Source organism: Pedococcus sp. NPDC057267 (assembly GCF_042668795.1).
Classification (GTDB): domain Bacteria; phylum Actinomycetota; class Actinomycetes; order Actinomycetales; family Dermatophilaceae; genus Pedococcus.
In genome coordinates this window covers 1-11,917 of the sequence record NZ_JBHUYG010000118.1, presented here as the reverse complement: position 1 = coordinate 11,917, position 11,917 = coordinate 1, and the positions used below count along the sequence as shown (strand labels likewise).

Here is an 11,917-nt window from a genome sequence, read left to right as displayed (position 1 = left end):
GCGCCGCATCGCGCAGCAGCGTGACGAGCCGCTGGCGGGCGGCCACCCGGTTGCGGCGCTGCGCCCGGTGCTCGGAGGCGACGACCAGCAGGCGCCCACCGACGAGGTGGGGCGCCAGCCGGGCCAGCATGCGCCCACGGACCGGCTCGGGCAGGGCGGCGACCGCGGCGGACGTGGTCGGGTCGAACTCGAGCTCGACGCGGCTGTCCGTCGTGTTGACGCCCTGCCCGCCGGGGCCGGAGGCGCGGGAGAACCGCTCGACGAGCTCGCCCGCGTCGATCCGCAGGCCGTGCGGCAGCCCCGGTCCCGGCGGGACCGTCAGGGCGGCCCCCGGCTGGGGTCGGCTGGCCGGCGCGGTGCTCACGGACCCACTCCACCACACGCCGCGCCGCCTGACCTCGCACGACGCCGGGACCGCGCAGGCGCGCGACGACGGTGCGGCACACTGGATGGTCATGACGTCGGCCGTGCCGGGTGCCTTCTGCCTCGTGCTGCACTCGCACCTCCCGTGGCTACCGGGGCACGGCGTCTGGCCGCTCGGCGAGGAGTGGCTCTTCCAGGCCTGGGCCGAGTCCTACGTCCCGCTCGTCGCGGAGCTGGACTCCCTTGCCGCACAAGGACATCGAGACGTCCTGACCCTGGGCGTGACACCGGTCCTGGCGGCCCAGCTCGACCACCCGCGGATGCGGGCCGAGACCACGACGTGGGTCGGGCTGTGGGAGCAGCGGGCGCGCGAGCTCGGCTTCGACCGGGACGCCTCCCGTCGCGACGCCGCGCAGCGGGAGTATGCCGCCGCCAGTCGCTGCGCTGAGCTGCTCGAGTCGCGCTGGCCGGCGGGCGGGTCACCCGTGCTGCGCGGCCTGAGGGACGACGGGGTGGTCGAGCTGCTCGGGGGTCCGGCCGCCCACCCGATCCTCCCCCTGCTCCAGCCCGAGTTCGTCGCCACCGCGCTGCGCGCAGGGCTCGACGACGCGCTCTGGCGCCTCGGCGAGCGCCCCGTCGGGATCTGGCTGCCGGAGTGCGCCTGGGCACCGCACCTGGCCGGCGAGCTTGCCTCGGCCGGGGTGCGGCACTTCCTCGTCGACGAGCAGACCGTCCGGGACGCGGGCGGTCACCCGCACGGGGCGTGGCGGGTGCGGGGCACCGACCTCGTGGCCGTCCCGCGCGACCTCGACGTCACCAACCTGGTGTGGTCCTCGCGCACCGGCTACCCGGCAGCGGCGCCGTACCGCGACTTCCACGCCCGGGAGGAGCTCACCGGCACCAGGCTGTGGGCGATCACCGCGCCGGACGTCGGGATCGGGTCGAAGCAGGCGTACGACCCGGGGGCGGCAAGGGCGCAGGTGGCCCGCGACGTCGAGCACTTTGTCGACGCCGTGCGGTGTCGCCTGCAGTCGGTGGCCGAGGCGACCGGCGCACCCGGACTGGTGGTCGCGGCATACGACACCGAGCTGTTCGGGCACTGGTGGCACGAGGGGCCGGTGTTCCTCGGCGCCGCGGTCCGCGCGCTGCGGGAGGCGGGGGTGCACGTCACCACCGTGTCCGGGGCCCTCGACGCCGGTCTGGTCGCCGGCGAGCTCGACCTGGGCCCGGGGTCCTGGGGTGCGGGCAAGGACTTCTCCGTGTGGGCCGGGCGGCAGGTGCGCGACATCGCCCACGAGAACGAGTGGCTGCAGCGCCGCTGGCTCGACCTCACCGCGCGCGAGCGGGACGCCGGGCGCCTGGGCGTGCGCCGTCCCGACCTCGACCAGCTCCTCACGACGCTGTTCCACGCCCTGTCCAGCGACTGGGCCTTCCTGGTCACGCGCGGGCAGTCGGTCGACTACGCGCGCCGCAGGGCCGAGGGACACCGGCGCGACTTCCACGGGCTCGCCCAGCTCGTGGAGGACGGCCGCCGTGACGAGGCCCGTGCGGAGGCGGCACGACTGGCCTCCCGGGACGGCGCGTTCCCCGCCCTCGACGCCCGCACCCACCTGGCCGGCTGGCGGCCTCGGGACCCGCGCCTCAGGCCTGGGCGACCGGCAGGCGCACCTCGACGCGCCCTCCCCCCCGGGCGCGGCCTGGGCGGTGACGGTGCCCTGGTGGCGCAGCACGACGTCGCGCACGAGCGACAGGCCGATGCCGAAGCCGTGCTCGCTGCTGCTCGTGTCGCGCACGAACCGCTCGAACACGCGGTCGGTGTCCCCGGCCGCGAACCCGGGACCGTCGTCGTCGACCGTCACGACGACCACCGGGGCCCCGCCCGCGGTGCCACCTGCCCAGCCCTCGGCCGTCCGCACACCGAGCACCACCACGCTCTCGGCGTGCCGCAGCGCGTTGTCGACGAGGGCGTCGACGGCCCGGCGCAGCGCAGGCTGGGCCCCACGGACGGGCGGCACCTCCTCCACCTCCAGCCGGAGCGTCCGCTGACGCTGCTCGGCGAGGACCTCGTTGCGGGAGGCCACGTCGCGGGCGACGGCGGCGAGGTCCACCAGCTCGCCGGCCTCGGGCGACTCGTCGAGGTCGGCGGCCGCCAGCAGGTCCTCGACCACGTCGGCCAGACCGGTGGCCTCGCGGCGCAGCAGGGCGACGTCGGAGGCGAGTCGCGACCACTCCTCCTGCTCCACGTCCGCGGACCGGGCCCGGTCGGTCGCGAGGCGGCGCTGCACGAGGTCGGCGCGCAGCGCGATGCGGGCCAGCGGGGTGCGCAGCTCGTGGCTGGCGTCGGCGACGAACCGGCGCTGGCGGGTCAGGGCCTGCTCCCAGATGCCGACCGCCCGGCGCGCCAGCCGCGTGCCCAGCCAGGACGCGACCGCGGCGGCGCCGACCGCTGCCAGCAGCAGGCCGACCAGCAGCCGGTGCCGTTCCCCGTCGTACGGCCCGAGGTCGATACCCGCCTGGACGACGACCCCACCCCGGGCTCGCGTCATCGTCTGGAACTCGCCGTCCCCCGTCTGCAGCTCGGCCACCTGGGCCTTGGCGTCCCGTCGCGCGGCCTCGACCTGCTCCGGCGCCTCCAGGGCCTCCTCGGGGGCGCCCGTCGAGGCGGTGCGGGCCCCCGATGCGTCCACCTTCACGACCCACGTCCCGGCCGGGAGGCCCTCGGTCGGGGCGGTGGCCACCAGGTCGCGGAGCTGGGTCACCTGGTCCCGCCGCTGGCCCACCAGCACGACGCCGAGCACGACCAGGCCTGCGACGGCCACCCCGGCGAGGGCCCCGCCGAGGGCCTGGAGCGAGATGAGCCGCCGGGCGCGAACCCGGTCGGCCCCCTCGGTGGTCACTGGAACTGGCCGGCGCGGTACCCCACGCTGCGCACCGTCCGGACGGACTCGGCGCCGAGCTTGCGCCGGACGGAGTAGACGAACGTGTCGATCAGCGATGCGCTGTTGGACCCGGGCGAGATGACGTCGCGCAGCTCCTCGCGGCTGAAGACGCGCGAGGGCCGTCGCCCGAGCTGGGCCAGCAGCGCGGTCTCGCCCGGCGTGAGCTCGACGACGGTGCCGTCCGGCCGGGTGGCCCGCTGGCCCTCGATGTCGAGGGAGCCGGTGCCGAAGGGCACCGTGGGCGCGGCGTCGAGGTGGCGGCGCATCAGTGCCCGCACGCGGGCGAGCAGCTCGTTGACCTCGAACGGCTTGACCAGGTAGTCGTCCGCGCCCCGGTCCAGGCCCTCGACCCGGTCCCGGACCGTGCCGTGCGCCGTGAGCACGAGCGCCGGGGTGGTCAGCCCCCGGCTGCGCAGGCGGCCGATGAGCTCGACGCCGTCGCCGTCGGGCACCCGCCGGTCGACGAGCATGAGGTCGTACGAGTGGGTGAGCGCCGAGTGCAGGGCCGACTGCAGCGTGCGGACCGCGGTGACGTCCCACCCCTCGGTGGTGAGCACCTCGGTCAGCATGCCGGCCAGGTCGGCGTCGTCCTCGAGCAGCAGCAGCCCGGGTCGGGCGGTCGGGTCGTCCTGCACGGTTCCCACTATGTCAGCCCGGCCCGCGGCCCCGCTGTGGGGAACTGGTTCAGCCCTAGTCACCACCACCGGCGCGGGCCGCCGGCGTGCCGTGCCACACGGCATTCGCGCCGCTGTGCCCGATGCGCACGACCTGGACGAGGGTGGCGACGGAGGCCAGGCCGACGAGGGCGGCCACGGCGATCGTCGCGACACCACGCGTGCCCCGGCGGTGCAGCACGGACAGCACGACCACGAAGAGCGCGAGCACCGCCATGAGCGGCAGGAGGCTGTCCGCGAGCTCGGAGTGCTGCTCGATCAGGGCGTTGTGGCCGACCCGGGACTCCAGTCCCTCACCGCTGTCGGTGGCCACGGGCACGAGGGCCAGGGCGACGAGCGCGGTGGCCGGCGTCGCCCACCGGGCCCAGTGCCGGAACCGCGGAGAGGCGGCGGAGGCCAGGCCGAGCAGGCAGGCGAGCGGAACGAGGACGACGACCGCGTGCACGACGAGGGGGTGGGTCGGCAGGCCGAAGATCGTGGGTGGCACGGGGAGCTCCTTGGGGGTGCGGACAAGGTCGATCCCGACCGTTCCAGCCGTTTCTCAAGGCCGTTTCAAACCACAGGGTGGGCTGTCCTTCCCTGACTCTCCCCTACCGTTTCTTGACCACCCGGCCGGGTATGCCGGCCACGACCGAACGCTCGGGGTACGTCCCCCGGGCCACCGCGGAGGCGGCGACCACGCTGTGGTCGCCGATGAGGGTGCCCCGGGTGACGACCACCTTCGTGCCCAGCCAGACGTCGTCGCCGATGCGCACCGGGGACTTCACGATCCCCTGGTCCTTGATCGGCACGTCCACCCGGTCGGTGACGTGGTCGAAGTCGCAGACGTACACGTCGTCGCCGAACAGGCAGGCGCGCCCGATGGAGATGTCGAGCCAGCAGTTGATGGTGTTGCGGATGCCGATGACGGACTTCTCGCCGATGCGCAGCGTGCCCTCGTGGGCCCGGATCCGGGCGTGGGCGCCGACGTGGGTGTACGCGCCCACGACGAGCCTGGCGTACCCCTCGCGCACCTCGAAGCGCACGTCCGGGCCGATGAAGCACGGCCCCTCGAAGCGCAGCGACGGGTACCGCGCGCTGGCCCGCGCCATCCGCAGGTAGGACACCAGGTGGTGCCGGGTGAACGCGCGGTGCCGCAGCGCCCAGCCCACCCAGCGCAGCCAGGCGACCGGTCGGGGCAGGCCCCACGGTGCGCCCTCGCCGTGCTCGACGGGCGACATGTCGGCGTTCGCGGCCTCGGACATGGTCGGGTCGGTCAGGACGGCTTCACGCCGGTGATGCCGACGTTGTAGAAGAACCGGTCCGGGACCGCACGCGCCAGGACGCGGTCCACGGCCGACAGCCTCTTCCACGAGCCGTACGCGAACATCGCCCAGCCCCAGCCGAGCACGCCGGGCTTGACCGCGGCCTCGAACGTGCGGATGGGCCAGCCCAGGAAGGCGGCGGTCAGCTCCTCGGTGCGCGTGCGCACGTCGACGGCACCGGCGCGCCGCGCCATGGCGGCGAGGTCGCCCGGGTCGAAGGTGTGCAGGTCGACGACGGCCTCGAGGGCTGCGGCGCGGGAGGACTCGTCCAGCGCCTCGCGGTCCTTGGCCCACCTTCCGCGCAGGGGCGGCAGGTGCGTGACGGCCGTCGTGGCCTTCCACGTCAGCTGCCCCAGCCGGCGGGCGTACCAGTCGCCGATGGTGGTGGGCTCCCCCGCGACGACGAACCGGCCACCCGGCTTGAGCACCCGGAGCATCTCGCGGAACGCGGCCTCGACGTCGGGGATGTGGTGGATGACCGCATGACCCACGACGACGTCGAAGGTGTTGTCGTCGTACGGGATCCGCTCGGCGTCGGCCACGCGACCCTGCACCGTGAAGCCCAGCGCCTCGGCATTCGCCCTGGCCGCCTCGACCATGCCGGGCGACAGGTCGGTGACGTGCACGTCGTCGAGGACCCCGGCCTGCTTGAGGTTGAGGGAGAAGAAGCCGGTGCCCGCCCCGAGCTCGAGCGCCGTGGCGTACGGCAGCGGCTCGGGGACGTCGCCGACGATCGCCTCGAAGCGGTCCCGGGCGTACTCGACACAGCGCTCGTCGAAGGAGATCGACCACTTGTCGTCGTAGGTCTGCGCCTCCCAGTCGTGGTAGAGCACCTGGGCGAGCTTGTTGTCCTCGTAGGCCGCGGCCACCATCTCGGCGGTCGCGTCGACGACCGGCGAGGGGTCGGCGGGGACGGTCACTACCGGCCCTCGAAGGTGGCCTTGCCCGGACCGTTCTCGACGAACGAGGTCATGCCGATCTCGCGGTCGCGCGTGGCGAACAGGCTGTGGAAGAGCATCCGCTCGATCTCCAGCCCGGTCTCGAGGTCGACCTCGAGGCCGCGGTCGATGGCCTCCTTGGCCGCGCGGATCGCCACGCTCGGCCCTCCGACGTACGGCTCGAGGCGGGCACGGGCCGCGGCATACACGTCCTCGGCCTCGACGACCTCGTCGACGAGCCCGATCGACAGGGCCTCGTCGGCGCTGACGAAGCGGCCGGAGAACACGAGGTCCTTGGCCTTCGCCGGCCCCACGAGGCGCGCCAGGCGCTGGGTGCCGCCGGCGCCCGGGATCACGCCGAGCAGGATCTCGGGCTGGCCGACCTTGGCGTTGCGCGCGGCGACCCGGAAGTCGCACGCGAGCGCGAGCTCGAGCCCACCGCCGAGGGCGTAGCCGGTGATCGCGGCGACCGTCGGCTTGGGGATGCGGGCGATCGAGCGGGCGAAGTCCTGGAGGCGGTGGGAGTACTCGGCCATGTCGGCGTAGGACTTCTGCGCCATCTCCTTGACGTCGGCCCCGGCGGCGAAGACCTTCTCGCCACCCCAGACGACGACGCCGTAGACGTCGGAGCGCTCGGTGACCTCGCGGGCCAGGCCCATGAGGGCGTCGGCCACCTCGGCGTTGAGGGCGTTCATCGGCGGGCGGGCGAGGCGGATGGTCGCGAGGCCGCCGTCGACCTCGAGCGAGACGAGGTCGCTCATGCGGGGTCGCCGTCCGGTGCGGGCTGGCCGGACCCGGGGCCGCCTGCTCCGCCCTCGCCGCCCATGATCCGCTCGTGCCACAGCTGCACGCCGGTCAGGACGAGCTGGATGGCGATGTTGACCAGGGCCGCGACGTCGCTGTTCTGGTCGACGATGTGCTCGCTGGTCACGACGAGGGTGTCGTTGGCGAGACCGCACTTGACGCTGTTCATCTGCAGGGTGATCTCGTTGCAGGTGGCCAGCCGGGTCAGCGGGTCCGAGGGGACCGCGTCGCTGATCGCCCACTGCCCGAACACGCGCATGATCTGGAAGTCGCCCTCGGTGCAGCGCACGAACAGCTGCTGCTCCTGCACGGTGAAGGCGACGTCACCGTCACCGTCGACGTTCGGCGCGACCCCCAGGTCGATGAGGGCGTCCAGCACCCGGCCGCGCAGGGGATGCTCTCCCGGCGGCGGGGGGAAGTTGGGCAGGGCGGTCGGGTCGCTCATGGGGTCAACCGTAACCAGTGCCTAGGCTGAGGGCCATGGCGCCTGCCACGCTCACGCGTGACCTTCCTCCCACCCTCGGGATGACCCTCCTCGACGGTGGCGCGGACTTCGCCGTCTACGCCGGTCACGCCGAGTCCGTGGAGGTGTGCCTCTTCGACGAGGGCGACACCGACGGCAGCACCGAGCGCCGGATCCCGCTGACCCAGCGCACCCACGGCATCTGGTTCGGCTTCCTCCCGGGAGTCGGCCCCGGGCAGCGCTACGCCCTGCGCGCCGACGGCCCGTGGCGGCCCGCCGAGGGCCTGCGCTACAACCCGGCGAAGCTGCTGCTCGACCCCTACGCCCGTGCGGTCGAGGGCGACGTGACGTGGGACCCGAGGGTGTTCGGCCACCAGGTCGACGACCTCCTGCGCGGCGACGACGTCATCCGCTCCCGGCTCGACAGCGCAGGCGCCGTGCCGCGGTGCGTCGTGGTCGAGGACCGCTTCGACTGGGGCGGCGACCGGCCCCCGCACGTGCCCCTCGCCGACTCCGTCGTCTACGAGGCGCACGTGAAGTCGATGACCCGGCTGCACCCCGAGGTCCCGGAGCACCTGCGCGGCACGTATGCCGGCCTGTGCCACCCGTCCGTCGTCGCCCACCTCAAGGAGGTGGGCGTCACCGCCGTGGAGCTGCTCCCCGTGCAGGCGTTCACCACCGAGCCCGACGTCGCCCGCCGCGGGCTGGTCAACCACTGGGGCTACAACACCCTGGGCTTCTTCGCGCCGCACGCCGCGTACGCCTCCACCGCCGACCCGCAGGGCGCCCTCGACGAGTTCAAGGGCATGGTGCGGCTGCTGCACGCCGAGGGCATCGAGGTGATCCTCGACGTCGTCTACAACCACACCGCCGAGCAGTCCTCCCGCACCGGTGCCTCGCTGTCGTGGCGCGGGCTGGACAACCGCGCCTACTACCGGCTCGACGAGCGCGGGCAGGACATCGACGTCACCGGCTGCGGGAACACCCTCGACCTGCGGCACGCCATGGTCTGCAGGATGGTGCTGGACTCGCTGCGGTACTGGGTGCAGGAGTGCCACGTGGACGGCTTCCGGTTCGACCTCGCGGTCGCGCTCGGTCGCGGGCGCACCGACGACTACGACCCCGACCACCCCTTCCTCGTGGCACTGCGCACCGACCCGGTCCTGTCCCGGGTCAAGCTCATCGCCGAGCCGTGGGACGTGGGGATCCACGGCTGGCGCACCGGCCAGTTCCCGCCACCGTTCTCGGAGTGGAACGACCGCTTCCGCGACACGGTCCGCACCTTCTGGCTGCAGGACGTCGGCGGCCAGGCCTCCGGGCACGACGCCGGCCACGGGGTGCGCGAGCTGGGGACCCGCCTGGCCGGCTCCCAGGACCTGTTCGGCGCGCGCGACCGCGGCCCCGTCGCCTCCGTCAACTACGTCGCCGCGCACGACGGCTTCACCGTCGCCGACCTGACCCGCTACAACGCCAAGCACAACGGCCCCAACGGAGAGGGGAACCGCGACGGCAGCGACGGCAACCGCTCGTGGAACCACGGCATCGAGGGGTATGCCGAGTCCGGCGCGGCCACCGCGGAGCTGTCCGCCGTCGAGGTGGTGCGGCGGCGCTCGATGCGCAACCTGCTCGCCACGACCCTGCTGGCGACGGGTGTGCCGATGCTGGGGGCCGGCGACGAGCTCGGTCGTACGCAGGGCGGCAACAACAACCCCTACTGCCAGGACAACGAGATCTCGTGGGTCGACTGGCAGCTCCAGCCGTGGCAGCGCGACCTGCTGCGCACGACGGGGTTCCTCACCCGGCTGCGCGCCGAGCACCCCGTGCTGCGCCAGCGCACCTTCTTCACGGGACGTGAGGTCAACGAGGACCGGTCCACCGACCTGGCGTGGTTCGACGTCGACGGCCTCCCCATGGACAGCAGCCGATGGGAGGACCCCGGCACCCGCACGCTGTCGATGTACCTCGGCGGGGCGTGGTTGGGGCAGCGCTCGCTGCTCGTCGTCCTGCACGGCGAGGCGGCGGACGGCAAGGTGACGCTGCCCTCCCCACCCGGCCTCACGGCATACGAGCTGCTCTGGGACTCGGCCGACGAGGCCCCCGGGGAGCCGGGGCCGCCCCTGCCGCCCGGGCCGGTCGAGGTGACCGGCAGCAGCATGCGGGTCTACCGGGCGCTGGACGAGACCTAGCCCCACCGCGGGACGGGCGCGCCGGCGTCACGGGCGACGCGGGTCCCGACGGGACGTGCCCCGCGACTCGTGGACCGCGCCTCGTCGTGAAAGGGTGCAGCGTGATCGAGATCCTGACTCCGTCCGAGGTCGCGCGGGCCCGGGAGACCGGCGCGCTCGTGGCCGACATCCTGCAGGACCTCAGGGCCCGCACCACGGTCGGGACGAACCTGCTCGACGTCGACGGGTGGGCGCGCGAGCGCATCGAGGCTGCCGGCGCGCTGTCCTGCTACGTGGACTACGAGCCGTCGTTCGGGCGGGGACCGTTCGGCCACCACATCTGCACCTCGGTTAACGACGCGGTCCTGCACGGGCTGCCGCACGACCGCGTCCTCGCCGACGGCGACCTGCTCAGCCTCGACCTGACAGTCTCGCTGGGCGGCGTGGTCGCCGACTCCGCGATCAGCTTCGTCGTCGGCGACCGGCGCCCGGACGGGGCGCTGGACCTCATCGCCGCGACCGAGCAGGCGCTGTCCGCCGCCATCGCGACGGTGCGCCCGGGCGCCCGGGTCGGCGACCTCTCCCACGCCATCGGCGAGGTGCTCACGGGCGCGGGGTACCGCGTCAACACCCAGTTCGGCGGGCACGGTGTGGGGTCGACGATGCACCAGGACCCGCACGTGGCGAACGCCGGCCGGTCGGGCCGCGGCTACACCCTCCGACCCGGCCTGCTGCTCGCGATCGAGCCCTGGGTCATGGCCGACACGGACCGGCTGGTGACCGACGACGACGGGTGGACGCTGCGCAGCGCCACGGGTTGCCTCACCGCGCACAGCGAGCACACGGTGGCCGTCACCGACGACGGCGTCGAGGTCCTGACCCTGCCCCGCTGAGCCTCAGTGGACGGAGGCCAGCAGCACGCCGACGCCGACGAACAGGCCGCCGAAGATCCGGTTGAGCCTGCGCTGCCCCGACGGGGTGCGCGTCATCCGGCGCAGCCCGCGGGCGGCCACCGCGAAGACGAACCACATCACCAGCACGTCGACGACCACCACGGTCGCCGCGAGCACGCCGTACTGCGGCAGCACCGGCCGCGACGGCCGGATGAACTGGGGCGTGAACGCCAGGAAGAACACGACGGCCTTGGGGTTGGTGAGGTTGACCAGCACCCCCTGACGGAACATCTGCCACGCGGTCATGCCCACCACGGGCGCCTCCGGGTCGACCGCCTCCGGCCGGGCGAGCAGCTGGCGGATACCCAGGTAGACCAGATAGGCGGCACCGGCGTACCGGATCACCTCGAAGAGCACGTGCGACTCCGCCACCAGCACACCCACCCCCGCGGCCACCACGGCGATGTGCACGAGCAGGGCGAGCTGCTGGCCGAGGATGCCCCAGATCGACCGGGTCCAGCCCACGCCGATCGAGTTCGTCATGGTGTTGATGGCGCCCGCCCCGGGGGTGAGCGAGATGAGCACCGCCGCCCCCACGAGGGCGAACCACACCGACCACGACACGGCGGGATCCTAACGAGGGGCCCGGTCCCCGCCTCGGGTCGGTACGCGTGCCGAGACGCAACCACGCGCTGGACGACGCCGCCCTGCGACGGTGAGGATCGTGCCATGGGCGAGCCCCCGGAGCTGCTGGTCGCGGACGCGGCCGCGTGGCGTGGCTGGCTCGCCGACCACCACGGCACGACCCCCTGCGGGGTGTGGCTCGTGCTGTGCCGGCCGGGGGCCGCCGGTCCGACGCGGCTGGTCTACCGGGAGGCGCTCGACGAGGCGCTGTGCCAGGGCTGGGTCGACGGTGGCCTGAGGAAGCGCGACGACGCGACCCACCTCGTCCGGTTCACACCCCGGCGAGCCCGCAGCCCGTGGTCCGCGCGCAACGTGGGCGCCGTCGAGCGGCTGCTCGCCGAGGGTCGCATGGAGCCTGCCGGCCTGGCGGAGGTGGAGCGGGCCAGGGCGGACGGCCGGTGGCACCGCGCCTACGGCGGCGCCACCGCGGTGGAGGTGCCGGACGACCTGCGAACCGCCCTCGAGGCGTCGCCTGCGGCGCGGGCGACCTGGGACGTCCTGACGCCCACGAACCGGCACGCCGTCGTCTTCCACGTCGGGGAGGCCCGGCGCGCGGACACCCGGGCCCGCAGGATCCGCCGGTTCGTCGAGATGCTCGCCCGGGGCGAGACGCCGCTGCCGCAGGCGAGGCGACCGCCTCAGGCCTGAGCTGCCCCCGGACAGCGGTATGCCGCGTGCGCAGGGCGCGCA

11 protein-coding genes and 2 pseudogenes are annotated in these 11,917 nt (G+C 74.0%); 4 read left to right on the top strand and 9 right to left on the bottom strand.

Features of this window, described 5'->3' with window-relative positions:
- Window positions 1–364: aminoacyl-tRNA hydrolase (locus ACFUC1_RS18505; RefSeq protein ID WP_379122434.1), on the bottom strand; the 364-nt coding region annotated here is incomplete at its 3' end.
- A gap of 85 nt (window positions 365–449) precedes the next feature.
- Between ACFUC1_RS18505 and ACFUC1_RS18500 the strand changes: the two are divergent.
- Window positions 450–1,958: pseudogene (locus ACFUC1_RS18500) on the top strand (1,4-alpha-glucan branching protein domain-containing protein); the annotation flags it as partial.
- 147 nt (window positions 1,959–2,105) lie between these two features.
- Here ACFUC1_RS18500 and ACFUC1_RS18495 read toward each other — a convergent pair.
- From ACFUC1_RS18495 to ACFUC1_RS18465, 7 genes and pseudogenes are all read right to left on the bottom strand, one after another.
- Window positions 2,106–2,909: pseudogene (locus tag ACFUC1_RS18495) on the bottom strand (sensor histidine kinase); the annotation flags it as partial.
- Between the two features lie 347 nt (window positions 2,910–3,256).
- The gene (locus ACFUC1_RS18490; protein WP_379122432.1) at window positions 3,257–3,937 is read right to left on the bottom strand and encodes a response regulator transcription factor; all 681 of its coding nucleotides are present in this window, start codon (window positions 3,935–3,937) and stop codon (window positions 3,257–3,259) included.
- A gap of 55 nt (window positions 3,938–3,992) precedes the next feature.
- A complete protein-coding gene (locus ACFUC1_RS18485) occupies window positions 3,993–4,463 on the bottom strand; it encodes a DUF2231 domain-containing protein (protein ID WP_379122430.1) in 471 nt (156 codons plus the stop codon).
- A 103-nt stretch (window positions 4,464–4,566) separates the two neighbouring features.
- Window positions 4,567–5,220, bottom strand: coding sequence for an acyltransferase (locus tag ACFUC1_RS18480; RefSeq protein ID WP_379122428.1), 654 nt, complete (start codon window positions 5,218–5,220; stop codon window positions 4,567–4,569).
- Between the two features lie 11 nt (window positions 5,221–5,231).
- On the bottom strand, window positions 5,232–6,200 hold the full coding sequence (locus ACFUC1_RS18475; protein WP_379122426.1) for a class I SAM-dependent methyltransferase: 969 nt from the start codon (window positions 6,198–6,200) through the stop codon (window positions 5,232–5,234).
- Window positions 6,200–6,979, bottom strand: a complete 780-nt coding sequence (locus ACFUC1_RS18470; RefSeq protein WP_379122424.1) for an enoyl-CoA hydratase/isomerase family protein — start codon at window positions 6,977–6,979, stop codon at window positions 6,200–6,202. Before ACFUC1_RS18470 ends, ACFUC1_RS18475 begins: the two co-directional genes overlap by 1 nt.
- Complete coding sequence (locus tag ACFUC1_RS18465; RefSeq protein ID WP_379122422.1) at window positions 6,976–7,467, bottom strand: hypothetical protein; 492 nt, start codon at window positions 7,465–7,467, stop codon at window positions 6,976–6,978. Before ACFUC1_RS18465 ends, ACFUC1_RS18470 begins: the two co-directional genes overlap by 4 nt.
- A gap of 35 nt (window positions 7,468–7,502) precedes the next feature.
- Between ACFUC1_RS18465 and glgX the strand changes: the two genes are divergently transcribed.
- Window positions 7,503–9,671, top strand: coding sequence for a glycogen debranching protein GlgX (gene glgX, locus ACFUC1_RS18460; protein ID WP_379122420.1), 2,169 nt, complete (start codon window positions 7,503–7,505; stop codon window positions 9,669–9,671).
- 101 nt (window positions 9,672–9,772) lie between these two features.
- Entirely contained in the window at window positions 9,773–10,543 is a 771-nt protein-coding gene (gene map / locus ACFUC1_RS18455) for a type I methionyl aminopeptidase (protein WP_379122418.1), read from the top strand.
- 3 nt (window positions 10,544–10,546) lie between these two features.
- Here the strand turns inward: map and ACFUC1_RS18450 are convergent, their stop codons facing one another.
- The gene (locus ACFUC1_RS18450; RefSeq protein ID WP_379122416.1) at window positions 10,547–11,167 is read right to left on the bottom strand and encodes a LysE family transporter; all 621 of its coding nucleotides are present in this window, start codon (window positions 11,165–11,167) and stop codon (window positions 10,547–10,549) included.
- A gap of 105 nt (window positions 11,168–11,272) precedes the next feature.
- Here ACFUC1_RS18450 and ACFUC1_RS18445 point away from each other — a divergent pair, with 105 nt between their 5' ends.
- Window positions 11,273–11,875, top strand: a complete 603-nt coding sequence (locus tag ACFUC1_RS18445) for a YdeI family protein (protein ID WP_379122414.1) — start codon at window positions 11,273–11,275, stop codon at window positions 11,873–11,875.
- Window positions 11,876–11,917 lie beyond the last annotated feature (42 nt).